The 25671-nt window shown below is 39.3% G+C and carries 24 protein-coding genes and 1 riboswitch; of the genes, 15 read left to right on the forward strand and 9 right to left on the reverse strand.

Annotated features, from left to right (window positions below; all coding sequences use genetic code 11):
* Positions 1 to 25 precede the first annotated feature (25 nt).
* A riboswitch (cobalamin riboswitch) is annotated at positions 26 to 241 on the reverse strand.
* Between the two features lie 143 nt (positions 242 to 384).
* The 6 genes from AC1M87_RS09320 to AC1M87_RS09345 all read left to right on the forward strand — a co-directional run bounded on the left by AC1M87_RS09320 (position 385) and on the right by AC1M87_RS09345 (position 7059).
* Positions 385 to 1029, forward strand: a complete 645-nt coding sequence (locus AC1M87_RS09320; protein ID WP_092767547.1) for a phosphoribosylanthranilate isomerase — start codon at positions 385 to 387, stop codon at positions 1027 to 1029.
* Positions 1010 to 2254: a tryptophan synthase subunit beta gene (gene trpB / locus AC1M87_RS09325; protein WP_035265544.1), complete on the forward strand. Its 1245-nt coding sequence runs from the start codon at positions 1010 to 1012 to the stop codon at positions 2252 to 2254. The genes AC1M87_RS09320 and trpB overlap by 20 nt, the downstream gene beginning before the upstream one ends.
* A gap of 552 nt (positions 2255 to 2806) precedes the next feature.
* Positions 2807 to 3319 (forward strand): DUF1543 domain-containing protein, encoded by a 513-nt coding sequence (locus AC1M87_RS09330; RefSeq protein WP_481593548.1) that lies wholly within the window; start codon positions 2807 to 2809, stop codon positions 3317 to 3319.
* Positions 3320 to 3549: 230 nt separating this feature from the next.
* On the forward strand, positions 3550 to 5193 hold the full coding sequence (locus AC1M87_RS09335) for a nitrite/sulfite reductase (RefSeq protein ID WP_481593549.1): 1644 nt from the start codon (positions 3550 to 3552) through the stop codon (positions 5191 to 5193).
* Positions 5186 to 5671: a DUF934 domain-containing protein gene (locus AC1M87_RS09340; RefSeq protein WP_481587188.1), complete on the forward strand. Its 486-nt coding sequence runs from the start codon at positions 5186 to 5188 to the stop codon at positions 5669 to 5671. Before AC1M87_RS09335 ends, AC1M87_RS09340 begins: the two co-directional genes overlap by 8 nt.
* A gap of 401 nt (positions 5672 to 6072) precedes the next feature.
* Positions 6073 to 7059, forward strand: a complete 987-nt coding sequence (locus AC1M87_RS09345) for a diaminopimelate dehydrogenase (RefSeq protein WP_481593550.1) — start codon at positions 6073 to 6075, stop codon at positions 7057 to 7059.
* Between the two features lie 162 nt (positions 7060 to 7221).
* Here the strand turns inward: AC1M87_RS09345 and AC1M87_RS09350 are convergent, their stop codons facing one another.
* Together AC1M87_RS09350 and AC1M87_RS09355 are read right to left on the reverse strand one after the other, a co-directional pair.
* Positions 7222 to 8397 carry a thiolase family protein gene (locus AC1M87_RS09350; RefSeq protein ID WP_481593551.1) on the reverse strand — a complete coding sequence of 392 codons (1176 nt, stop codon included), beginning with the start codon at positions 8395 to 8397 and terminating at the stop codon, positions 7222 to 7224.
* A 101-nt stretch (positions 8398 to 8498) separates the two neighbouring features.
* Entirely contained in the window at positions 8499 to 9029 is a 531-nt protein-coding gene (locus tag AC1M87_RS09355; protein ID WP_481593552.1) for a GspH/FimT family pseudopilin, read from the reverse strand.
* 372 nt (positions 9030 to 9401) lie between these two features.
* Here AC1M87_RS09355 and omp38 point away from each other — a divergent pair, with 372 nt between their 5' ends.
* Together omp38 and AC1M87_RS09365 are read left to right on the forward strand one after the other, a co-directional pair.
* Positions 9402 to 10454 (forward strand): outer membrane protein Omp38, encoded by a 1053-nt coding sequence (gene omp38 / locus AC1M87_RS09360; protein ID WP_481593553.1) that lies wholly within the window; start codon positions 9402 to 9404, stop codon positions 10452 to 10454.
* Positions 10455 to 10562: 108 nt separating this feature from the next.
* Positions 10563 to 11021 (forward strand): OmpA family protein, encoded by a 459-nt coding sequence (locus AC1M87_RS09365; RefSeq protein ID WP_481593554.1) that lies wholly within the window; start codon positions 10563 to 10565, stop codon positions 11019 to 11021.
* 48 nt (positions 11022 to 11069) lie between these two features.
* Here AC1M87_RS09365 and AC1M87_RS09370 read toward each other — a convergent pair whose 3' ends face one another.
* From AC1M87_RS09370 to AC1M87_RS09380, 3 genes are all read right to left on the reverse strand, one after another.
* Positions 11070 to 12524, reverse strand: coding sequence for an amino acid permease (locus AC1M87_RS09370; protein WP_481593555.1), 1455 nt, complete (start codon positions 12522 to 12524; stop codon positions 11070 to 11072).
* Positions 12525 to 12534: 10 nt separating this feature from the next.
* Positions 12535 to 13560, reverse strand: coding sequence for a class I SAM-dependent methyltransferase (locus AC1M87_RS09375; RefSeq protein ID WP_035270594.1), 1026 nt, complete (start codon positions 13558 to 13560; stop codon positions 12535 to 12537).
* A gap of 61 nt (positions 13561 to 13621) precedes the next feature.
* A complete protein-coding gene (locus tag AC1M87_RS09380; protein WP_035270592.1) occupies positions 13622 to 14986 on the reverse strand; it encodes a uracil-xanthine permease family protein in 1365 nt (454 codons plus the stop codon).
* 177 nt (positions 14987 to 15163) lie between these two features.
* On the opposite strand from AC1M87_RS09380, the gene typA reads away from it, so the two are divergent.
* Both typA and mscL read left to right on the forward strand, forming a co-directional pair.
* On the forward strand, positions 15164 to 16996 hold the full coding sequence (gene typA / locus AC1M87_RS09385; RefSeq protein WP_035270590.1) for a translational GTPase TypA: 1833 nt from the start codon (positions 15164 to 15166) through the stop codon (positions 16994 to 16996).
* 233 nt (positions 16997 to 17229) lie between these two features.
* The gene (gene mscL, locus AC1M87_RS09390) at positions 17230 to 17664 is read left to right on the forward strand and encodes a large conductance mechanosensitive channel protein MscL (protein ID WP_035270698.1); all 435 of its coding nucleotides are present in this window, start codon (positions 17230 to 17232) and stop codon (positions 17662 to 17664) included.
* A 171-nt stretch (positions 17665 to 17835) separates the two neighbouring features.
* Here the strand turns inward: mscL and AC1M87_RS09395 are convergent, their stop codons facing one another.
* On the reverse strand, positions 17836 to 18120 hold the full coding sequence (locus AC1M87_RS09395) for a peptidylprolyl isomerase (protein WP_035270696.1): 285 nt from the start codon (positions 18118 to 18120) through the stop codon (positions 17836 to 17838).
* Positions 18117 to 18971: a bifunctional DNA-formamidopyrimidine glycosylase/DNA-(apurinic or apyrimidinic site) lyase gene (gene mutM / locus AC1M87_RS09400; protein ID WP_481590539.1), complete on the reverse strand. Its 855-nt coding sequence runs from the start codon at positions 18969 to 18971 to the stop codon at positions 18117 to 18119. The genes AC1M87_RS09395 and mutM overlap by 4 nt, the downstream gene beginning before the upstream one ends.
* Before the next feature lie 247 nt (positions 18972 to 19218).
* Here mutM and AC1M87_RS09405 point away from each other — a divergent pair, with 247 nt between their 5' ends.
* Both AC1M87_RS09405 and AC1M87_RS09410 read left to right on the forward strand, forming a co-directional pair.
* Positions 19219 to 20337, forward strand: coding sequence for an NADH:flavin oxidoreductase/NADH oxidase (locus tag AC1M87_RS09405; RefSeq protein ID WP_481593556.1), 1119 nt, complete (start codon positions 19219 to 19221; stop codon positions 20335 to 20337).
* A gap of 97 nt (positions 20338 to 20434) precedes the next feature.
* Positions 20435 to 21358: an AEC family transporter gene (locus AC1M87_RS09410; protein ID WP_481593557.1), complete on the forward strand. Its 924-nt coding sequence runs from the start codon at positions 20435 to 20437 to the stop codon at positions 21356 to 21358.
* A 108-nt stretch (positions 21359 to 21466) separates the two neighbouring features.
* On the opposite strand, the gene AC1M87_RS09415 is transcribed toward AC1M87_RS09410, so the two are convergent.
* Positions 21467 to 22267, reverse strand: coding sequence for a tetratricopeptide repeat protein (locus AC1M87_RS09415; protein WP_092767509.1), 801 nt, complete (start codon positions 22265 to 22267; stop codon positions 21467 to 21469).
* A 291-nt stretch (positions 22268 to 22558) separates the two neighbouring features.
* On the opposite strand from AC1M87_RS09415, the gene AC1M87_RS09420 reads away from it, so the two are divergent.
* The 3 genes from AC1M87_RS09420 to AC1M87_RS09430 all read left to right on the forward strand — a co-directional run bounded on the left by AC1M87_RS09420 (position 22559) and on the right by AC1M87_RS09430 (position 24744).
* The gene (locus AC1M87_RS09420; RefSeq protein ID WP_092767507.1) at positions 22559 to 22804 is read left to right on the forward strand and encodes a hypothetical protein; all 246 of its coding nucleotides are present in this window, start codon (positions 22559 to 22561) and stop codon (positions 22802 to 22804) included.
* Positions 22805 to 22971: 167 nt separating this feature from the next.
* A complete protein-coding gene (locus tag AC1M87_RS09425) occupies positions 22972 to 23535 on the forward strand; it encodes a TetR/AcrR family transcriptional regulator (RefSeq protein ID WP_481593558.1) in 564 nt (187 codons plus the stop codon).
* 27 nt (positions 23536 to 23562) lie between these two features.
* The gene (locus AC1M87_RS09430; RefSeq protein ID WP_481593559.1) at positions 23563 to 24744 is read left to right on the forward strand and encodes an MFS transporter; all 1182 of its coding nucleotides are present in this window, start codon (positions 23563 to 23565) and stop codon (positions 24742 to 24744) included.
* A 38-nt stretch (positions 24745 to 24782) separates the two neighbouring features.
* On the opposite strand, the gene ygfZ is transcribed toward AC1M87_RS09430, so the two are convergent.
* On the reverse strand, positions 24783 to 25505 hold the full coding sequence (gene ygfZ / locus AC1M87_RS09435; protein ID WP_481593560.1) for a CAF17-like 4Fe-4S cluster assembly/insertion protein YgfZ: 723 nt from the start codon (positions 25503 to 25505) through the stop codon (positions 24783 to 24785).
* Positions 25506 to 25671: the final 166 nt, after the last annotated feature.

Consider the following 25671-nt stretch of genomic DNA (forward strand, 5'->3'; position numbering starts at 1 on the left):
ACATTCACTTCCCCGTGAATGATTGAGTGGAAGAACACAACAAGCAGGTATCCGGACTCAAATGTAGTAACTGGATTACTTACATTTCCACCTTCCCACATATGACATGCAGTGGTGTAAATCTCTAAAAATCAGAAATCTATTGAGAAATGCTTTTCATTTTTTACCGTTGCGGGGGCAGTGTTGGATTTTCACCAACTTCCCTAAAGCGATTGCTTTGACTTGTTGCAATTTGAGCGCAGTATAAAGAGCGCTTCTCATTTAAACAATCTTCACACCGAATATTCTTGAGTGAACTTTACGCAAGATGAAAAAATTGCTTTACAATGAAGCGCCCAAAAATGATAGATCGGCTATGATGAGGGTCGATTAGAGCTAGAATAGATGCGAACTCGTGCAAAAATATGTGGGATTACCCGATTAGAAGATGTCCAAGCTGTTGTGCAAGCTGGTGCGGATGCCATAGGACTTGTGTTTTTTCCACCAAGTCCAAGACACGTAGATGTTGAGCAAGCAGCACTGTTGGTTCAAGCGATTCCTGCTTATATTCAATCAGTTGGATTATTTGTTAATAGTTCAGCCGAAGAGATCCAAAACATACTTAAAAAAGTCCCTTTAGATATTTTGCAGTTTCATGGCGATGAAAGTCCAGAACAGTGTAAACAAATTGCTCAAGCAGTGGGTCGCCGCTGGTATAAAGCAATTCAAGTAAAACCAGAACTAGATATCGTTGAGGAAATCAATAAATATCAAAAGTTTGGTGCGAGTGCTGTGTTGTTGGATGCATGGCATCCAGATTTAAAGGGCGGAACAGGCCACAGCTTTGATTGGACAACATTTCCAAAATTAAATATTCCATTGATCTTGGCAGGAGGACTAAACCCTGACAATATCGAGCAAGCAATTCTTACAACACAAGCATATGCTGTGGATGTGAGCGGCGGTGTAGAGTCCGCAAAAGGTATAAAAGACCAACAACTCGTAGAACGCTTTATGCAAGGAGTCCATCGTGGATCAGCAAACCGTTAATCAACAAGATCAAGTGATTGACTATACCCAATACCCTGATGCAAAAGGGCATTTCGGTATCCATGGCGGACGTTTTGTGTCAGAAACTCTAATGGCTGCACTAGAAGATCTAGAGCAACTGTATTTCCGAATGAAAAATGACGAACAGTTTTTGGCAGAATTCGACCGTGACCTCGCTTTTTATGTAGGTCGTCCAAGTCCGCTTTATTATGCTGAGCGATGGTCAAAGGAGTTGGGTGGTGCACAAATCTATTTAAAACGAGAAGACTTGAACCATACTGGCTCCCATAAAGTAAATAACACGATTGGTCAGGCTTTGCTGGCGAAGTTATCAGGCAAAAAACGTATCATTGCTGAGACTGGTGCAGGTCAACATGGTGTGGCAACAGCGACCATCGCAGCGCGATTAGGGCTTGAATGTGTCGTATACATGGGTGCAGATGATGTGAAACGCCAAGCGATGAATGTATATCGCATGCGTTTATTGGGCGCGACTGTTGTTCCTGTCGAAAGTGGCTCTAAAACATTAAAAGATGCCATGAACGAAGCCATGCGTGATTGGGTAACAAATGTCGATTCTACTTATTACGTGATTGGTACAGTTGCAGGTCCACATCCATATCCTCAATTGGTACGTGATTTCCAATCGATCATTGGTCGTGAAGCACGTCGTCAAATTCAGGAACAAGCCGGTCGCTTACCTGATGCCCTCGTGGCGTGTGTCGGTGGTGGTTCAAATGCGATGGGCTTGTTCTATCCATTCCTGAATGATCAAGATGTGAAAATGTACGGTGTTGAAGCAGCTGGTTACGGTATTGAAACTGGTAAACACTCTGCTCCATTAAATGCTGGTCATGTTGGTGTGCTGCATGGTAACCGTACTTATCTGATGTCGGATGCACAAGGTCAGATTATTGAAACACACTCAATTTCAGCAGGTTTGGACTATCCTGGCGTAGGCCCAGAGCATAGCTTCTTAAAAGATATGAAGCGTGTTGAGTATGTTCCAATTAATGACAATGAAGCATTACAAGGCTTCCGTGACTTAACTAAGATTGAAGGTATTATTCCTGCACTTGAAAGTTCGCATGCGATGGCATATGTGACTAAGTTGGCTCCAACGATGTCTAAAGATCAAATTATTATTGCGACGGTTTCAGGTCGTGGTGATAAAGACTTAATGACAGTTGCACGCATTGATGGCGTGGAAATGGTAGAAATGTAATTCACCCTTTAAGTCTCTCCCTTTGGAATGAGAAGCACTGCTTCGTAAGGGGAGAGGTGCTATTTAGAAAATCGCATTTAAGCCATTGGATGCGATTTTTTTTATGCGCTCTAGAAAAGCTAAAACATTTTCCTAAAATTTGATTTTTGGATCGGCGACATGGATGTAGCCTGTATTTCTGTGATACAGGGAAGTATCATCAGAAATACAAAATGGTTTTGTTACTTTTACCGAAAAAAGTAAGGCATTTTGGAGGGTGAATCTATTTGAGATTCAGGTTTGAAGACGTATTTCGTGGACTTACTTTTACGTTACTTTGGAAAAGCCCAAAGTAACCGAAGGCTTTCTGTTGAGCAGATATTACATTCTTGTAATACTGCTCAACGGGGGGCATCCATGTCGCCACCACGTATCCAATATCGTTGAATTAGTCAGGTTAATCTTTAAACCCTGTATAAAAATCAGTAACACAGCCAATCCATTCTTTTCAGTAGTGGCAAATCCAAATTCAGGTATGATTAATGGTCTTGTCAAAGCCAAAGGAAATCAACCATGCCAAGCCTATTTCTTGTAATGCTCGGTGGTCGTCATGCACATGCCAATACTGAAGTGCATGATGTGGTCTTGGCTGTTGGGGAATCACTGGAAGAAGTCTATCCTCAACTCAAAAATGCTTGGTTTGGTGAGCAGAAAGGCTTACATATTGATGCTTGGGCGAAGGTAAATGGAGTGGAATATAATGAGCAGCAATTCCAAATCCATTTTACAGATGCAGCTCCTAATGAAAACGAAATGAAACTCTGGTTGATTAATTTAGGTGGGTACCACGTTAATGAGTTCGGAGAGTTACATCGTTATGTATTAGTACCAGCTTTAAATACTGCATCGGCTAAAGAGCGTGGAAAATCATTCTTTGGAAAAGATTGGCATAAACAACATACGGACCGCGTGCTAGATGTGGATGACTGTATTGCCATTGATCATGTGCATGGTCGTTATGTGCAATTGATTGAGGGTCAATTTAAAGAAGGTTACTGGGAAAATACATACATCACGATCGGATAATTTTTAATAAAGAACAAATTTACTATCTATATGAATTTATGTGCTAAGAATAGCTAAATAAAATCTTTATGTGGAATAAGTGCTGGAATCCAGAGCTTGTCTATATATCAGTGATTCGAGTGATTACATATCAATAAAACCGCTATTAAATATGTAAAAAACGCATTTTATTGATAGATGAATAAAAGCTATGCTGTGCTTCGTTAAAATTAAACTACTAGCTGTACGCCATGTATTTATATACTGATTTCGATCAGCAACTGATCAATGAACGTGTTGCACAATTCCGTGATCAAACGGAACGTTATTTAGCTGGAAAGCTTACTGAAGATGAGTATCGTCCATTACGTTTACAAAATGGATTATATGTTCAGCGTTATGCGCCGATGCTTCGCGTCGCTGTACCTTATGGTTTGATGAACTCTAAACAGCTTCGTAAAATTGCTGAACTCGCTAAAGCGTATGACCGTGGTTATGCACACGTTTCTACTCGTCAAAACTTTCAATTTAACTGGCCAGCATTAGAAAATGTGCCAGACATGTTGCAAGAGTTGGCATCAGTCCAAATGCATGCGATTCAAACATCTGGTAACTGTATTCGTAATACAACGACAGACCAATATGCAGGTGTTGTTGCTGGTGAAATTGAAGATCCAAGACCGACATGTGAGTTGATTCGTCAGTGGTCAACTTTCCATCCAGAATTTGCATTCTTGCCACGTAAGTTCAAGATCGCAGTTTCTGCACTTGCTGAAATCGACCGTGCTGCAACAGCATTTCATGATATCGGAGTGTATATCGTTCGCAATGAAGCGGGTGAAATGGGCTATAAAATCATGGTTGGCGGTGGTTTAGGTCGTACACCGATCATTGGTGCTGTGATCAAAGAGTGGTTACCACGTGAAGACCTTATTGCTTACTTAGAAGCAGTACTTCGTGTGTATAACTTACATGGTCGTCGTGATAACAAATATAAAGCTCGTATCAAAATCTTGGTAAAAGCTTTAACACCTGAAGTTTTTGCTGAAAAAGTTGAAGCTGAATTTGCGCATACAATTAAAACTTTAAAAGTTGATGTAGATACTCTGGCGAAAATGGACCAGAACTTTACACCATTTGCGTACCAAGATTATGCAGATGAAGACTTCTCAGAACTGTTTGCTAAACATCCGAAATTCAAACAATGGTTTAACATCAATACCAATGCACACAAAGTGAAAGGTTACCGCATCGTAACAATTTCATTGAAACGTGCAGGCGTTGCACCGGGTGACGTGACCACTGAAGAAATGAACTTGATTGCTGATCTTGCAGATAAGTACACTTTTGGTGAATTGCGTACCACGCATGAGCAAAATATTGCCCTTGTTGATGTACCACAAAAAGACTTATTTGAGCTTTGGACGATTCTTGAAAAGAATAACTTGGCTCGCGCGCACATTGGTTTCTTAACTGACATTATCTGCTGTCCAGGTGGTGACTTCTGTTCGTTGGCAAATGCGAAATCTATTCCGATTTCTGAAGCTATTTCACGCCGTTTTGATGATCTAGATACAATTTACAACTTAGGTAAATTGGACTTGAACATCTCAGGTTGTATGAATGCCTGTGGTCATCACCATGTGGGTAATATTGGTATTTTAGGTGTCGACAAGAAAGGCGCAGAATTCTACCAAATTACATTGGGTGGTAATGCAGACCATGATGCCTCAATCGGTGACATCTTAGGACCATCATTTGCTGCTGAAAAAGTACCAGATGTGGTGGAAGAAATTTTGAACACTTATCTTGATTTACGTCAAGAAGGTGAAGAGTTCATTGATACTTACCGTCGTGTAGGAATTCAACCATTTAAGGAGCGTGCATATGCTTAATACCGCACTACAAGTGCTCTCTAAGGATGGCACGATTGCAGACAATACTTATCAACTGATTGGTGAAGATGGCGTATTGCCACAAGGTGATGTGGTTTTAACGGTGGAGCAGTTAGACCAGCTTGCCAATGTTTCAGGTAAAAAAGCACTTTACCTAACCGTAGATGCCTCACCTGAAAACAATGAATTCCCACTTGATCAGCTTGATGCAATTTTTATTGAGTTTGCAGGTTTTAATGATGGTCGTGGGTATTCATTTGCCGCATTGTTACGTCGCCAAGGCTTCCAAGGCGAACTTCGTGCAACAGGTGATGTATTCAAAGACGTGTTGAACTACATGAAGCGTGCAGGTTTCGATACTTTCGTGATTAAAGAAGGTAAAGACATTGCAGAAGCAGCGGCAGGTTTAAACGACTTTACTCAACCTTATCAAGCGTCGACTGCTGTACCAAAACCAAATTATCAAACGGGTGCTTAATTTTATTAAGTGATAAAAAAGCTGAACTTAGGTTCAGCTTTTTTTATTTAATGGAAACAAGATTTAGGTATTCATAGTTCAGCCTAAGCGCTATTCAAAATGACACATAGAAGGTCAAAGTTTAATCATATGTCTATTTAGAGCAGAATTTTTTAATTCATTCAGAAATATATAGCGACAAAGCCTTTAGTGCAGCGGTTTTTTATATGATTCAATTGATCGATTAACACTGATTTAAATGATAAATTTGCTCCAAAAAAGTGCAGTTTATTGTAGTATGTTAGTATTCATTTGATCATTTTTGGTGCGGGTTTTTCTACATTCAATCAGACTGTTTTGCGGTATATGTTTAGTACTCAGTCTAGTGATCTTGCCATCATTTAAATAGTGAAGCAGTTGTTATGCAAAATTTGATTCGTATTGGTATTGTCGGTTATGGCAACCTCGGTCGTGGCGTTGAAACGTCAATTCAAAAGAACCCAGATTTAGAGCTTGTGGGAATTTTTACACGCCGTGCACCTGAATCAGTGTCTCCTTGCTTTAGTGACACGAAAGTTTTTCATATGGATGACTTAAATGACCTTCAGGACAAAATTGATGTGTTGATCTTATGTGGTGGATCTAAAGATGATCTTCCAAAACAAACACCTGAATTGGCAAGTAAATTCAACACAGTAGATAGTTTTGATACGCATGCACGTATTCCTGAGTTTTTTGAAGCAGTGAATGAGCCTGCACTTACTAACAAAAAAACGGCAATGATTTCGATTGGTTGGGATCCAGGCATGTTCTCAATTAATCGTTTATTTGGTGAGGCATTACTACCAGATGGTGAAACCTATACTTTCTGGGGTAAAGGTTTGAGCCAAGGTCACTCAGATGCGATTCGCCGTGTGGCGGGTGTTAAAGCAGGTGTCCAATATACAATTCCATCACAAGATGCGATTGATAAAGTTCGTAGTGGTTCACGTCCTGTATTAACCACTAAAGAAAAGCATACTCGTGAATGTTATGTTGTGCTTGAAAATGGTGCTGACGCTGAAGCCGTAAAGCAGGCGATTGTGACCATGCCAGACTATTTTGCAGAGTACAACACGACTGTGAACTTCATTGATGAAGAAACGCTTCGTAACGAGCATAATCGTATGCCCCATGGTGGATTTGTCATTCGCAGTGGTAATAGTAGTGCAGAGCAGACTCAAGTAATGGAGTTTTCGTTGAAATTAGATAGCAATCCTGAGTTTACTGCAAGTGTACTTGTGGCTTATGCACGTGCATGCTACCGCATGAATCAAATGGGTCAATATGGCGCGAAAACTGCATTTGACGTTGCACCAGGCTTATTGTCAATGAAATCTCCAGAGCAACTACGAAAAGAAATTCTTTAAGTCTAATAATTCAAAGTTATGCTTTGAATTGAGATTATAAAAAGCCTCTACTTGGCTAGAGGCTTTTTTATTTCCCTTCCTTTTGTAGAGGAGGGGGGTGAGGAGGATTGATGATTTAAATCTCCCTAACCCCCTCTTTGAAAAAGAGGTGCTTTAGAAGCTTTAGATTAACTCAATCGCCACAGCAGTTGCTTCACCACCACCAATACACAGTGCTGCTATACCACGTTTACCACCTGTGCGTTTAAGTGCATGGATTAACGTTAAAATAATCCGTGAACCTGTAGATCCTACTGGATGTCCTAAAGCACATGCTCCGCCGTTGATATTTACTTTTTCAGAATCGAGTTTGAACTCATCAATAGGACACATTGTGACCATTGCAAAAGCTTCGTTTATTTCCCAAAGGTCGACCTCTGCAACATTCCAACCTGTTTTATCGAGAACCTTTTGGATTGCTCCGACGGGTGCAATCGTAAATTCAGAGGGATGTTGTGAATTAGAAGCATATGCCACTATTTTTGCTAAAGGATTTAAACCCTTTGCATGCGCTTGCTCAGATGAGCTGATAACCAAGGCTGAAGCACCATCAGAGATCGAGCTGGCATTGGCAGCAGTGATCGTACCATCTTTAGCAAAAGCTGGGCGAAGTGTTGGGATTTTATCGATGTTTGCGTTAAAAGGTTGCTCATCTTTATCTACAATGACATCACCTTTACGTGTTGACACAGTAACAGGGACGATTTCATCGTTGAAGTAGCCTTCAGTAATCGCAGTTTGAGCGCGTTTTAATGAACGTATTGCGAAGTCATCCATTTGCTCACGGGTGTAACCTTTGGTATTAGCCATATCTTGAGCAAATGAGCCCATCAAACGACCAGTTTCAGCATCTTCTAAACCATCGAAGAACATATGATCTTTGATTTCGCCATGACCCATACGGTAACCACCACGTGCTTTAGGTAGAATGTAAGGAGCGTTGGTCATAGACTCCATACCACCTGCAACCACAAAATTTGCAGAACCAGCTTTAATCATATCAGCTGCTTGCATCACGGCTTTCATGCCTGAGCCACATAATTTATTGATTGTCACTGCACCTGTCGAGTCAGGTAGTCCCGCTTTACGCATAGCTTGGCGAGCAGGGCCTTGTTTTAAACCTGCAGGTAAAACACAACCCATAATGACTTCTTCGATGTCTGCTGGTTGCAAGCCTGAGCGTGCGATAGCCTCTTTAATGGTCACTGCACCCAGTTCTGGCGCAGTGACACTTGATAAACTTCCCTGAAAGCCGCCCATTGCTGTACGTGCACCATTAAGGATGACGATATCAGTCATTATTCTCTCCAATTTATTTAGCTTTGTTTTACAGCTTGAGTATATGTAATATCAGGCCAATTAATATTGGCTATAGTGTGTAAAATGTGACTGATAAGTTGTCATTCACATGTTTTAGTTTCTTCAAGACGAGTCTGTCCCATCATTGAAAGTCTAACGATTAGATTTGATTTATTTGAATGTGCACAGTATTTGAAATGTCCCATTGATCCACGTGGTAAACCAGAGTCTGGTTGGAAGGTGATCGTATTCTTGCTGGTAACTCCACCTTTCCAACTGAAATCACCATATTGATAATCTGTCGAAGTTACTTGAATAAGCTTTTCGTGAGGATCGAATTGTTGATTGTGATTCTGATCTAGAAAGATGATAAACCCTTTATGCCATTGACTGTTGCTACAGGATTTTAAATCTTGAGAAGCACAGATCATCACAGGGCTTCGGTAACTTACAGCATTGGCTTTAGCTTGGCTGATGGCCTGCCGTACCGTACTAAGAATTTGAGCCCTTTCTTGATTTTCACGAAATTCATGATAATGAGGGAGTGCTATCATCACAAGAATACTAATGATAACGATCGTGAAAATGAGTTCTAAAAGGGTAAAAGCAAGAGATTTACAATAGGAATACATTTTAAAGCTTCTAGTATTTGTTAATTATTTGAATTTATAGATAATCTTGGTGAAGTTATATTATAAGCTGAAGTGCTAAAAAATGATTACTATCACCTTTGAATGCTGTTAATATACCAAAAATGAAAAGATAAGTTATTCATGCTGATAAATTGAGTAAAAAATTACCGAATTACAACGGAAATTGTAAGTAATTTTGTCAATAATTTACTTGATTAAAGTAATCAAACACTTGGAATTCACTTTAAGTGTTTGTATGATTCAACATGAGTAGCTTAAAAAAAATACTGGGGTATAAAAAAGCCTATCTCAGGAAGCCATAATTATTTTAGGCTGAGCTTGAAAAACAATTGTTATCTCTGGAGGATATCCATGAAATTGAGTCGTATCGCACTTGCTATGCTTGTTGCTGCTCCATTCGCTGCTGCTAATGCTGGTGTAACTGTTACTCCACTATTAGTGGGTTACACATTCCAAGACACTCAACATAATAACGGTGCTGCTGATCATTTATCTGACAGCAATATCGAATTACAAGACGATTTATTCGTTGGTGCTGCGTTAGGTATTGAGCTTACTCCATGGTTAGGTTTTGAAGCTGAATATAACCAAGTAAAAGGTGATATCGAAGGCACAATTACTGGTGCTGATCGTGGCGAGTACAAGCAAACTCAAATCAATGGTAACTTCTATGTTACTTCTGATTTAATCACTAAGAACTATGACAGCAAAGTTAAGCCGTACGTTCTTTTAGGTGCTGGTCACTACAAATATGAATACGATGGTGTAAATCTTAAAGATGATGAAGGTACTTTAGGTAATGCGGGTGTGGGTGCTTTCTGGCGCTTGAACGATGCTCTATCTGTTCGTACAGAAGCTCGTGCAACTTATAACATCGACGAAGATTTCTGGAACTACACAGCACTTGCTGGTCTTAACGTAGTTTTAGGCGGTCACTTGAAGCCAGCTGCTGAAGTAGTAGAAGTTGCTCCAGTTCAACCAGCTCCAGCTCCAGTTCAACCAGCTCCACAAGAGTTGACTGAAGATCTTAACATGGAACTTCGCGTATTCTTCGATACGAACAAGTCTAACATCAAAGATCAGTACAAGCCTGAAATTGCTAAAGTAGCTGAAAAATTAAACGAATATCCAAATGCAACTGCTCGTATTGAAGGTCACACTGATAATACTGGTCCGCGTGCGTTGAACGAACGTTTATCTTTAGCTCGTGCTAACTCTGTGAAATCTGCTCTTGTAAGCGAATACAACATTGACGCTTCTCGTTTAGCGACTCAAGGTTTCGCTTGGGATCAACCAATTGCTGACAACGCAACTAAAGAAGGTCGTGCGATGAACCGTCGTGTATTCGCTACGATTTCTGGTAGCCGTACAGTAGTTGCTCAACCTGAAGCAGCAGCTCAATAATCTTTACTAGATTATAAAAGACAGCTCTTCGGAGCTGTTTTTTTTACCCATTTTTTATAAATGTGATATATTTCACAAAATATAATCAACAACACAATGAGAATAAAGATGAAATATAGTTTAATAGCAAGCTTATGCATTGCTTTAACTTTGACGGCTTGTACAACGACAAAGATGCAATCAACTACTGGTGTACAAGACTTGGATCAAAAAATATTAAATGAATTAAAACAAGGTTTACCGCTCTACTTTAATCACAATTCCCGTCAAATTGATGTTCGGTATCAACCTTATTTAACAGTAGCTTCAAAAGTTTTGGCGCAGAATAAAAGTTTTATACTTCAAGTGGATGGACATACAGATAATCGAGGGTCAGTATCAGCGAATCAAAAAGTATCTCTTGAGCGAGCAAATGCTGTCCGTAATGAATTGGTGATGCAATATAATGTTGATCCTAAACAAATTTCGACTCAAGGTTATGGCCCAAATCAGCCAATCGCTGATAACACGACAGAAGAGGGTCGAGCATTGAATCGTCGAGTGAATTTAACCTTAAAAATACAATAAGATCAGAATCTAATAATAAAAAAACAGCTCAAATTGAGCTGTTTTTTATTAATCTTGTTCGACTTGAATTGGTTTTACATCCATATCTTGATATCGAATCAATTTGGTTTTGTACTTGAACTTATACACTAGCCATATTGCTAAGAATAAGAAGATCCCAATATAAGTGGAGATGACAGCAATCCATTCACCATCAAGTATAGCTTGATAATTTTGACCTAACACCACGATTGCACACAAAATAAAAGCGAACCACGGTGCAAAAGGGAAGAATTTTGCACGATATGCTAAATCTTCCAACTTATATCCTTGAGCCAAATAACCTTTCCTGAATCGGTAATGAGAGATTGCGATACCAAGCCATACGATAAAGCCACACATACCAGACATATTCAGAAGCCAATTAAATACTTCCTCTTCACCAATAAATGTCGTCAAGAAGCATAGTGCTGCGATTGCTGTCGTAGCATAAAGTGCGTTCATTGGTACACCGCGACCATCAAGTTTAGAGAAAACTTTGGGTGCACTTCCATTTTTTGCCATATCAAACAGCATTCGTGTGGAAGAGTACATTCCTGAATTTCCGGCAGAAAGGATAGCGGTAAGAATGACCGCATTCATGACACTTGCAGCGAAAGCGAAGCCTGCTTGTTCATAGAGTAAAGTAAAAGGTGATAATGCAATATTCTCATCTGAAGCAGCTTGCATTAGACGAGGATCATCATATGCAATCAATGTACCGATAATAAAGATACATACGATATAGAATAAGAGAATCCGCCAGAAGATCTGTTTAATCGCAATAGGAATGGTTTTCTTCGGATCTTTTGATTCACCAGCGGCAACACCAACCATTTCAGTACCTTGAAATGAGAATCCTGCGATCATCGCAACACCAATTAAGGCTGACAAACCACCTACAAATGGCGCTTCACCCTTCGACCAATTTGAGAAAGTTGCAACATTGGGTGTCATCATGATTTTGGCAATCATGAAAATACCAATGATGATAAATGCAATTATGGCAAGAACTTTAATAAGTGAGAAAAAGAACTCAGACTCACCAAAACCTTTGACTGTTAAGGCATTAATACCAAAAACGATAGCAAGAAAAATGGCACTCCAATAGAAACCTGGGATATCAGGAAACCAAAATTTCATGATGAATTGAACTGCAACGAGTTCAAATGCGACGGTTATCGCCCAGTTGTACCAATAATTCCAGCCTAGCGCGAATCCAAATCCACCTTCGACATATTTGGTGCCATAAGTGAAGAAAGCACCTGATGTTGGATTGTGTGTTGCGAGTTCGCCTAAGCTGGTCATGAGGAAGTAAATCATTACGCCAATTAAACAATAGGCAAGTAATGCACCACCAGGGCCAGCATTGGCAATTGTTGCACCCGAAGCTAGGAATAGTCCTGTACCGATAGAACCACCAATGGCGATCATATTAAGATGGCGTGCTCCAAGCTTTCGCTTAAGTTGACCGGTTTCGCTCATCGAAAGTTCCTTATGATTTCTTTTGAGTACTTGCAAACAGTACTTTAAAGCCTTGTTGATCAGTCAAAGTTTCACATTGACCAAAATTTTGCTCAATGAGAGTTGGGTAGTTTAAAAAACGATTTGCCACGATCCAAAGTTCACCACCAGATTTTAGATGGCGACGTGATGTCTTACAAAGATTCTCACTCGCATTGTAATCAGTGTATATACCCTGATGGAAAGGAGGGTTACTGACGATGGCATGTAAAAATAGTGGCGCATCTTCAATGCCAGTCACAGCTTTGATTTCGAGCTGTTCTGGTGACAAATTATTTTTTTCAAATGTTAGGCGGGTGGAGGCGAGCGCAAAAGCATCCACATCAAGCGCAAAAATACGATTTTTGGGATTCAATTTGGCTAAATATGCACTGATAATGCCAGCACCACAACCGAAGTCAGCGATTTTACCTGAACTCACTCGATTGAGGTAGGGGAGAAATACAGCTGTACCAATATCAAGTTTATTTTGACTAAATACACCAGGTAAAGCATAAATCTGTAATTCGCCATTCGGTGTTTGAATTGTATATTGTTGAGCCCAATTTTCTAAAGCTCGAGGCGTAGGAGTCTGATCGATAATTAATTGCCACATTTGACAATGACGAGCGCTATCTAGTTTGACACATTTTCCAAATGGAACGAGTTGTTTTGCTGCTCGTTCAACGCCACCTTTCTTTTCACCCACAAGAAAAATTGATCCACCAAGACCGAGTTTTAATACCACACTGTGTAGTAAGTAATTCAAAAGCTCTTTGGCTTTAGGCACAAAAACAATGACTTGATCATATTCTGCTTCAGGGATATCCGTCCCAAAATGAACAGGAATATTTTGATTTTGGAAAAATAGAAAGTCGTTATAATTCCATGTCCATACTGAAGCCTGAATATTTTTATCGAGCTGAGTGCTTAAGTCATCAGTTGGCGCATTGACTAATAATATTCGACCTTTCAGAAAGTTATGTTGACGAATAACAACTTCACTTTGAGGAACCATATATTTCTCCACAGAATAAAAGAGCCCAGACAATGCTGGGCAGTCTTTGATTCAATCTAAATTATTTCTTTGCTTCAGGTAGAACGAAGTTCAAGATCAAGGCTGCAATGCCGCCAGTTGCTACACCAGAGCTAAATATATTACGAATGAGTTCAGGCATATGTTCAAGAATCTGTGGAACTTGAGCAACACCTAATCCAAGAGCAAGTGAAATTGCAATAATAAGCAATGCACGGCGGTCAAGCTGAATACCAGAAAGGATATTAATCCCTGATGCTGCAACAGCCCCAAACATCACCATGACAGCGCCCCCCAGTACAGCTTGAGGAACAGCTTGGATGATGGCAGCCACTGCTGGTAGTAAACCCAAAATAACTAATAGCGCGGCGATCCATATACCCACATGGCGACTAGCGACACCAGTTAATTGGATTACTCCGTTGTTTTGAGCAAAAACAGAACTCGGGAAAGTATTAAATAAGCCTGCGAGTAAGGAATTTGCACCGTTGACAAGTACACCACCTTTAATGCGCTCCATCCACTTCGGACCATCAACAGGCTGATTAGACAACTTAGAGGTCGCGGTGATATCACCAATCGCTTCTAATGAAGTAACCAGATAAATAAATGCCATTGGTATAAATAAACTCCAAGAGAAGTCTAAGCCAAAGTGCATTGGTGTAGGGATTTGAACCAAAGGTGCATTTTCTAAGCCAGAAAAATCTAAATGCCCCATGAAGCCTGCTAACGCATAACCTACGATCAGCGCAATTAATATCGCACTACTCTTGACCCATGTAACATTTAAGCGGTTTAAGAGAATGATTAATGCCAAAACAGTACAAGACATAATGAGATTGTCTGTATTGGCAAAAGTATTATTCCCCATCGCTTGGTAACCACCACCCATTGAGATTAAACCTTCTTTAATCAAGGTTAAGCCAATGAGAAGTACAACAATACCAGTCACAAGTGGAGTAATGAGTTTTTTTACCCATGGTAATATGCGTGAAACTCCCATTTCAATGAATGAGCCTGCAATCACGACACCAAAAATTGAACCCATAACAGTTTCAACTGGAGTTCCCGCGGCAACCATTGCTGAGCCAATCCCAATAATAGGACCGATAAAGTTAAAACTTGTACCTTGAACAATTAGTAAACCTGCGCCGAAAGGACCAACCTTTTTACTTTGTAAGAATGTCGCAATACCTGAAATCACCAATGACATGGAGAGGATCATGTTTGTATCTTCTTTAGACACACCTAAAGCCAAACAGATCAATAGACCAGGAGTAACAATCGGAACAATAATGGCAAGTAAATGCTGAATGGCAGCGAGAAAAGCGATGAACGGTTTTGGTTTATCGTCTAAACCATAAACAAGATCGAGTTTCGGTTCTTGAGATTGGTCGGGAGCAGACATGGTCTATACCATCTAGATTAAGCGAAAGTGCCGACATTCTAATCGAGTTACATGGGTTTACAAAACCGAAACATAACCATTCGTCAAAAAAAATGAAATTGTAAAGAAACAGTCACTATAAAAGTTTAGGATTTTTCTGTATAATTTGCCCTCAAATTTAAAGCGTATCGAATTTACATGTCAGATATTAAAACTCTCCGTAATATTGCCATCATCGCACACGTCGACCATGGTAAAACGACTCTTGTCGACAAACTTTTACAACAATCAGGTGCTTTGGGTGAACGCGCGGGTGAGATCGAGCGTGTCATGGATTCAGGCGCTATTGAAAGTGAACGTGGTATTACCATTCTTGCAAAAAATACTGCAATCAAATGGTTAGATAAACGTACTGATACTGAATACCGTATCAACATCGTGGATACCCCGGGACACGCCGACTTCGGTGGTGAAGTTGAACGTGTAATGTCGATGGTTGACTGTGTACTTCTTTTGGTAGACTCACAAGAAGGTCCAATGCCACAAACTCGTTTCGTAACGCAAAAAGCGTTCGCACGTGGTTTGAAACCAATCGTAATTATCAACAAAGTTGACAAGCCTAATGCGCGTCCTGACTGGGTAATCGATCAAGTATTCGATTTATTTGATAACCTTGGTGGTACTGACGAACAGTTAGACTTCCCTGTGGTTTATGCTTCTGGTCTTCGTGGTGTAGCAGGTCCTTCACCAGAAGAATTGGCTGAAGACATGACTCCGTTGTTCCAAACAATCGTAGACATCGTTGAGCCGCCAGCAGTGGATGTTGATGGTCCATTCCAAATGCAAGTGTCTTCACTTGACTATAACAGCTTCGTTGGTGTTATCGGTGTTGGTCGTATCCAACGTGGTTCAGTAAAATTGAACACACCTGTAACGGTAATCGATAAAGATGGTAAAACACGTAACGGTCGTATCTTAAAAATTATGGGTTACCATGGTTTAGAGCGTATCGACGTTGAATCTGCTTCTGCAGGTGACATCGTATGTGTAACAGGTATGGACGAACTTCATATCTCTGACACGATTTGTGATCCTAAACATGTTGAAGCATTGCCACCGCTTTCTGTAGATGAGCCTACAGTATCGATGACATTCCAAGTTAACAACTCACCATTCGCCGGTAAAGAAGGTAAGTTTGTGACCTCACGTAACATCCGTGAACGTCTTGACCGCGAATTAATTCACAACGTAGCACTTCGTGTAGAAGATACTGACAGTCCTGACCGTTTTAAAGTGTCGGGCCGTGGTGAACTTCACCTTTCGGTATTGATCGAAAACATGCGTCGTGAAGGCTTCGAGATGGGTGTATCTCGTCCGCAAGTAATCTTGAAAGAGATTGACGGCGAAATGCAAGAGCCATACGAAAACGTAACATTTGACGTAGAAGAACAGCATCAAGGTGCTGTGATGGAACAAATGGGTAACCGTAAAGGTGAAATGACCAATATGGAAGTCGACGGTAAAGGTCGTATTCGTATTGAAGCAACTGTACCTTCACGTGGCTTGATTGGTTTCCGTTCAGAATTCATGACCATGACTTCAGGTACTGGGATCATGACCTCAAGTTTCTCGCACTATGGACCAATGAAACAAGGTTCTGTTGCAAAACGTCAAAACGGTGTGTTGATTTCTATGGTTCAAGGTACATGCTTGGGCTATGCATTGTTCAGTTTACAAGACCGTGGTCGTCTATTTGCTAAACCTCAGTTAGAAGTTTACGAAGGTATGATTATTGGTATTAACTCTCGTTCTGACGATATGGTTGTAAACCCAACTAAAGCGAAACAATTAACAAACGTTCGTGCATCAGGTACTGATGATGCATTAACACTTGTTCCTGCGATTGAATATACGTTAGAACAAGCACTTGAATTTATTCAAGATGATGAGCTTGTTGAAGTTACACCTAAATCAATTCGTATTCGTAAGCGTTGGTTGACTGAAAACGAACGTAAACGTAATAAATCTTAATTGATTTAAATAAAAAAACCGCTCAAAAGAGCGGTTTTTTTATATTTTGACTACATCATTTAAAATATGAAATAAAAGTTGTTGAATTGTTGTAGTTGATTTGGACAAGATCTTGTTTATTTAAACAGAGATACTTATGATTTTGGTGGAAAACCAACGAGTATAGACGGAAATATCATTAAGAATAATGTATATTATGTCACATTAATGCATAGAAAAATTTTGGAGAAAAAATGAGCATTATTAAAGAGTTTAAAGAATTTGCCGTGAAAGGCAATGTAATGGATCTGGCGGTCGGTGTGATCATTGGTGGGGCGTTTGGTAAAATCATCGATTCAATGGTGAAAGATGTCATCATGCCAATTATCAGTTGGATCTTAGGCGGTGATGTTGATTATTCAAACTGGTTTGTTGTATTAGGCGATAATCCAAATAACCTTACAACGCTTGCTGCCGCTCAAGAAGCGGGTTTAAATGTTTTGGCTTACGGTAATTTCTTGACGATTCTCATCAACTTTATCCTGCTTGCATGGGTGGTATTCTGGTTAGTGAAATTGATGAATAAAATGCGTCGTAAGCAAGAGGAGGAAGCTCCAGCACCTGAAGCTACTCCAGAAGATATCGAATTACTTCGTGAAATTCGTGACGAATTAAAACGTAAAGGTTAATGCTTTTACAATGAAAACGGCGCTAAATGCGCCGTTTTTTATATCTCATCATTTTTTTAAATCGCCCGAAATCCCCCTTTGTCAAAGGGAAGCTGGGAGGGATTGATTCTTAGCTCTTTCTTGCGAAGCGATGATTCTCATCTCCTAAAAGGAGAGGGAAATCCAGGAAGTTTAAAGATCCATACGAAATTTAATTTCGAGTAAATGCCAGCCGAATTGACTCTTAATTGGTCCATGTAATTCACGTTCAGCCAAACTAAAAACTGCCTTATCGATAGGACCAACCAATTGTCCTTTCTTCACCTCACCTAATTCCCCTCCTTTTTTTCCTGAGGGGCAAGTTGAATGTTGTTTAGCAATTTTAGCAAAATCAGCACCGTCTTTAAGCTTTTGTTTAAGTTGGATACACAGGTCTTTATCTTTGACTAAAATATGCCGAACAATTGCTGATTTCATTTGGATTTTACCTTTGATACAGGATTCTTTGAGGCTTGAGGTCGCTTAAGCGGTTGACACTCAGGGCAAAAAACAGAAGCACGTTGCCCGAGTTTAATATTTTCTAAAGTTGTTTCACAGTTGATGCACATTTCACCAGCGCGCCCATAAGCCAATAGCGTTTGTTGAAAGTAGCCATTTTCGCCCATGGCATTGGTGTAATCACGTAAAGTAGATCCGCCTAAATCAATTGCTTGTTTAAGGATTCGTTTTATTTCAATGACAAATTTTTCAATTTGTGGCCGTGTAAGACTAGAGGCGGGTTGTGCAGGATGAATGCCCAAATTAAACAGACTTTCAGTTGCGTAAATATTTCCAACACCCACAACAATGTGGTTATCCATAATTGCAACTTTGACTGCAACACTCTTATTTTTAAATTTCTGCTCTAGATAGTCAGCATTGAAAGATTCACTTAAAGGTTCAGGTCCAAGCGTATCTAAAAGTTTGGATTGAGCATGATCATCCAGCCATAAAATGCAACCAAAACGACGAGGATCGTGGTAGCGTAATTGGATATCATCGAATTGAATGATGAAATGATCATGCTTTCTCAACGCATCACGTGAATCACTCAAACGAAAGCTTCCAGACATTCCCAAGTGCCATAACATGGTCACATTTTCAAATTGTGCCAAAATATATTTGGATCGACGTGTTAGCCCTATCAGTCGTTGACCGACCAATTGATTTACATCATTTGGTATAGGCCATCTCAGACTTGAATTATTGACTTGAACAGAAAGTACTTTTTGATTCAGCAAAGGGAGCAAGCTGGTTTTCGTGGTTTCAACTTCAGGTAATTCAGGCATGGAAACTCTGTTAAATGGGCGAGTAGAAAAATATTGGGTTAAATGAGGATATTGCAAGCAGCATCGAGTGAACTACAAGATATTACGCTTGAACAGAATATGATACACAATCCATCTAGTGCCTTCATGGTTAAGTTTTAAAATGTTTTTTAAAGCATTCAATGATGAAATGAACTTAGATGATTTATCACGTAAATGCGTTGTACACTGCTACAAATAAATCAATTTAAAATCAGGGAGATTCAGTGTGGCAAAATTATTTGAGCCAATTCAATTCGGAAATTTATCACTCAAAAATAGAATTATTATTGCTCCCATGTGTCAGTATTCTGCAAATGAAGCAGGGGAGCATAGTTTTTGGCATGAACAACAATGGGCGAGTTATGCATTGTCGGGAGCTGGATTATATATTATTGAAGCAACTGCGGTACAAGCTGTAGGTCGTATCAGTTTTGCAGATTTAGGGTTATGGAATGATTTACAACGTGCACAATTAAAAGCATTGATTGATAAGGTAAAATCGATTGCTCCAACGCCAATCGCCATTCAGTTAGCGCACGCGGGACGTAAAGCTTCAACTGATAAACCATGGTTGGGACGTGGTCAATTCTCATCGAATCATGAACATGGCTGGCAAACGGTATCTGCAAGTGATTTACCATTTAATCCAGATGATCAGGCTCCTCATGAATTAAGTATCGAGGAAATCAAAAAAATTATCGATGACTTTGCAACTGCAGCAGTCAGATCTGTAGATGCAGGTTTTGATCTCATCGAAGTCCACGCGGCTCATGGTTATCTATTACATCAATTTATGTCCCCTTTATCTAATCGAAGAACAGATGAATATGGAGGAAGTTTTGAGAATCGCATTCGTCTAACTTTAGAGGTTTTTCAGGCGATCAAAAATGCTGTTCCAGACAACTATCCAATCGGTGTTCGTTTGTCTGCAACAGACTGGATGGAGCAAGAAAAGGGATGGAATATTGATGACTCAATTGGGTTATCAAAGGCATTGGAAAAACTTGGTGCAGTTTATATCCATGCATCATCTGGTGGATTACATGTCGATCAAAATATTCAGATTGGTCCTAATTACCAAGTTCCATTTGCGGAAGCAATCAAGAAACACGTAGACATTCCAGTGATTGCTGTTGGGCTGATCACTGAACCTGAACAGGCGGAAGATGTCTTACAACAAGGCAAAGCTGATGCAATCGGGCTCGCAAGGGCAATACTATTTAATCCAAGATGGCCATGGCATGCTGCTGCTCAATTAAAAGCAGAGGTTGAAATTAGTCCGCAATATTTACGATGCCAACCGCATGATGTGAAATCATTATTTAAGCCATATGCTGATAGATAAAATAGGCATAAAGGTATACTTAAAAAGTCATCCTGGGTAATTACGGCTGTTGTATGATAATTTGACTAACTCATACAATAGCTAGGGATGCTAAGTCATGGTTTTATCGGTCATTATTCCGATTTTTTTACTGCTTTTTTCGGGATATGCCTCGGTTAAACTGAATTTACTTAGCAAGGAACAAGTCTCTATTGTTGGTACATTCGTCATTCGAGTCGCTTTACCTGCTCTATTTTTACAAGCGCTTTCATCAAAAGATCTTGGTGCAATATGGCAACCTGAACTTTTTTACAGTTATATTGTGGTGACCGCCTTTGTATTTGCAATCGCTTTAGGGATTTTGGTAAAGCATTTTAAAAACAATTTAAGTGATGCTGCCATCCTCTCGATTGGAGCGTCAATGTCTAATACTGGACTACTTGGTACGGCCATTTTAAGTCTATTGATTGGTCATATTGCGCTTGCTTTTACTTCTTTAATTGTAATTATCGAAAGTGTTTTTCTTGTTCCAGCAGCTTTATTTATTGCGGGGTTGCAAGCTCAAAATCAGCAAGCAGTACTCAATACATTAAAAAATAACTTTATAAACTTATGTAAAAATCCATTGTTTATTGGTGTGGTAATCGGAATTTTGTGCGCGGTTTTTCAGGTTAAACTGCCGCATTATATAGATCAAGTTTTCTTAATGATTGGTCAGACGGCATCTCCTTTGGCGTTATTTGTGATTGGCGGGAGCGTCGTAGGTTTAACCTTAAAATATGTCAACCAGCAGAGTCTTTATATTGTTCTATCATCCAACTTTATTTTTCCAATACTCATGTATTTGACTCTACGATTTATTGCTCAAGCACCGATGGATATCGTGTATGTAGGGACATTGATTGCAGCTTTACCTACACCTGCATTATTTGGAATGCTGGGACAAGCATATGGACTCAATGATCGTGCAATTACACCTTTATTGATGAGTACAGTCATTGGATTTATTGTGACTGCTGGATTAATTATTTTATGGTGGTAATTGAATAAAACTTAGAATTTAATCATAAATCTCCTTTTCATATAAGAAAACCCTATCTTGCGATAGGGTTTTTGTATTTGAGCATCGGTTTAATATTTAAATTAATGCTTAAGATTTAGCTTTCGTATTTGCTGCAGGTTTTTTTGCATTCTCAGCAATCAGTTTGTTCACGATCGCTAGATTTTCTTTGGCTTGAGGAATATTTTCATCTGCTAAAGCACTAAATATTTTTTTTGCCTCAGGTAGGTTTTGCGGAACGATATTTCCGTTTACGAACATGTTACCAATGGCCATAAGCGCAGGGATGTATCCTTTTTTACCTAAATCTTGAATGCTCGCTAAACCTTTTTTCACAGGCGCTTCAGTTTTGGTTTTGAAGCCTAATGAAATATCGTATAAAGCACGAGCATGAATGGCTGGATAACTTCCTTTCTTAATTAAAGGATCAAGTTTTTGCAAAGCGAGCTTATCAGATTGTTCTTTACCTTCAGAGAACAGTAGAACAGCAGATTCAACAATCGCATCTTCAAAACCTTGAGCTGCAGCTTTATCTAAGTATTCACGAGATTTTTTTTCATTTTTGGTCAGACCCAAGCCGCCAGTGGCATAGTTTTGCGCCAATACATAATTGGCTAAAGGATAGCCTGCAGTGCCAGCTTGTTCATAGAGTTGTACTGCTTTTTTGTTGTCTTGTTTGGTTCCTTGACCAGCTTGAGTGAGATATGCCAAGTTATAAGTCGCTTGAGGATTCCCTGCTTTTGATAAGCGTTCAAGTTCTTGGTAGGCCGCATTGTAATTCTTTGCTTGAATCAGTTCCTGTACTTTGCTGAATGCAGGATCGACTGGTGCGGCAGCGAAGCTAAATGAGGTGGCAACAGCGAGTAAAGCACCACATAATATTTTTTTCATAATTGTTTTATACCTATCTTAAAAAGCAACCCTATTTATTTGATGTAAATAGAGTTTTATACCATTTCATCATAGTCCGAATTATGTGAATGTAAATATAGAATATGTATACATCCTTCAAATTTATCTTCGCTTTGTGAATAAAGTGTGTGTATTGCAGTATAAGCATATAAACGACACTGGATTTATGTTGTTCAGCCTTGAATATATGGATTTAACCAAAATTTTAATCCACTAGTAGTTCTTCGATGTTTTTGCTTAAATACGCATTGTGCAATGAGGTGGTCAACGATGTTTATAAAAGGCATTAAACGTAATTACGATAAAGTTTTTCAAGATGATTCAATCCCAGATGAACAAAAGATAGATGCGCTCTTATTGAAACTTGGGGAGCAGTATTTGGTGAGTCAGGAGAATCGAGTGTATGTATTCCAAAAAGGTGATTTAACCGTAAAGTTTGATGCTAAACACGCGAGAGCATTTCATTTTAAAGATTATGTGGTGAAGGATATGAATAAACTATTTCATGGCTTTTAGAATAAACCTCCTAGCGATATAGGAGGTTTTTTTATGAGTCATCTCTCAATCGATTGAGAGTTAAAATCTATTCTATCTAATGCCTTGGTCTTATTTTCATATCTTTATCAATAAAAACTCTTTATTATAAAACGATACGAAACGTATCGTTTTATTTCGGGGATTTCATGGCAAGCGAAGACAAAAGTGCACGACGCCGATCATGTATTTTAGCTTCAGTCAAACAGGCTTTGAATGAAGTGGAATATCACCAACTGACAGTAGAAGACATTGCTTCACGTGCTGGGGTGGGAAAGTCGACTATTTATCGATGGTGGTCACATAAATCTGAATTGGTTCTGGACACCTTTAAAGAGCTCACACTCTCAATTTTTGAGTTTGAGCCAGAGCTCGACCTTGAACAAAATCTTAATCAACAATTGCTTCGTTTGGCTAAGGCTTTAGATCATCCAGTGGGACGAGCGATGTTGGTGGTTATGGCGAATCATCGTGAATTGGCTGCAACATTCTTCAAGCAATATTTATTACCTAAACGAGTTCAACTGCATCAACTGATCCAACAGGCGATTGAGGCGGAGGAGCTGATTGAACATGATCACTATGATTTGGTACTTGATCGACTGTATGGTCCTATTCATTACCAAATTATTTTTTTTAATCATTTGCCTGATGAGCACTATATCCGTCAATTGGTCAAACTGAGTTTAGATCCATTACGTCCTCACGCCTAAACATTAATGCGACAAGAGTAGATTTTCATGAGTGTAACCACCGAACGATTTTGGAATCGTTCATTTATCTTGTGTGTATTAAATAATTTATTTGTTTTTATTTACTACTTTGCCATGTTGGCTGTCCTTCCGATTTACATTGTGAAGGATTTAGCGGGATCAGTTGAAGAAGCAGGATTAGCGTTAACGCTTTTTCTCGCCTCATCAATAGCAGTACGACCATTTTCAGGCATGATCATTCAAAAAATGGGTAAGCGACTCACTATGCGTGGATCGAGCACGTTTTTTGCGGTCTTTGCATTTGCTTATTTATTCATTGATAACATGTGGTCATTGTTGCTTATACGATTTTTACATGGGATATGGTTTAGTGTGCTGACCACTGTGGCTGTTCCAGTCGCGAATGACTTTATTCCTGAGCATCGTAAAGGTGAAGGCATGGGCTATTATGTGATGTCAACTAACCTAGGTGTGGTATTTGGACCGTTAATTGCGCTTACCATGATTCAATTTTATAGCTTCCAAATTTTATTCGGTGCTCTCGCGGTGCTCATCAGTGTAGGTCTAATTTTTAGCTGGCTATTAAATATTCCAGCGAATCAGATACCTCAGCAAAATAAAATGAATAAAAAAGGTTTTAAGCTAGACGATTTTCTTGAGCCTAAAGTTTTTGCTGTAAGTGGTGTTGCTTTACTTACAGCTTTTGCTTACTCGAGTATTACCAGTTTTATTACGGTTTACAGTGAGAGCAAACAGCTGCTGGCGTATACCAGTGTATTTTTTATATTGTTTGCGGTTTCGATGTTAATTGTAAGACCTTGGGTTGGTAAAATTTATGATCGTCAAGGTCCGCGTGCTGTTATCGTTCCTTCTTTTATATTTTTTGCGATTGGACTTGTGGTCGTAACACTAGTCAATAATCAGTGGATGTTGTGGTTATCTGCAATTTTTATTGGAATTGGATATGGTTCAGTATTTCCTTGTTTGCAAACGCTCACCATTCAAACCGTAGATAAACATCGGATGGGGCATGCAATATCAACATTCTTTATTTGTTTTGATATTGGTCTGGCAGTTGGTTCAGTTGTAATGGGATTGGTTATTGCACAATGGAGCTTTGAATTTATGTACTGGTGTTGTGCGGTATTGGTCATATTAAACCTGATCATTTACCGGAAATATGTTCCAAATCCTCAGCCTATTAGTTAATAAAAAAACCTCCTAAATGGAGGTTTTTTTAGATTATTTTACTGTGGTCTAGCCACATCACCATTTAAATACTCAGGCAAATCTAAAACAGTCACGTCTAACTCTGCTAATGCTTCAGGACGTGCTACCACCAAAGCGATATAACCGTTTTCGAATGGCGCACTATTGACGACTTGTACACTTTTATCGAGTTGTTCAGCTTCTGCAGGTACAGCACCTGTACCCTGAATTAAATGTAACCACGCTTTCGGTTTAGCTTTAAACCATAAACGTGCAATCACTTCCTGACCCAAGTAACAACCCTTGTCATAGTGAACGCCTTCACGTTGATGTAAACGAAGTTCTTGGGGTTGGAACACGTGTTCAATGGCTTGATCAATGTAAGCTTGACCCTGTTGAATGGCCTGAACTTGCCAAGCGGCAATATCTGTTACTTCTGCTGAGAACTTTGTGGTGTCACCTTGAAGCGTAGGATAGACCTGACTAGCTTCTTCAAGTTTCATTTTGGAAAAAGCACCGAATTTTTTAATGTGTTTGGAAAATTCTTCAGCTTGATCTTGAGTGGTGACAATGACAAAGCTTTCAGGATTCAGCTTTGTTAACCATAAACCAAAGTGAATTCGACCTTTTAAATCACAAATTGCTGTGTAGCGCGTGATATTTTCCTCAAGGCGTTCAACATGCAACGTCACTTGACCTTGTAAAAATTTTTGAGCATCCACGCCATTAAGCGTAAATGAGGAGAAAGATAAATTGTTCATTTTCTATGCTCGAATCTGAATCTAATACTAAAGAATTATCCCAATTTTCCACTATTTTTCAAAAAAAAGCACATAACTGCTTATTTATCTGCGTTATTTGAAACAAAATATTTCAAAAACCCTGTTTTTTATACCTAAGTGTATGAAATATATAAGATTTGGGAAA

It is taken from the genome of Acinetobacter sp. 24-47-62 (assembly GCF_056779765.1).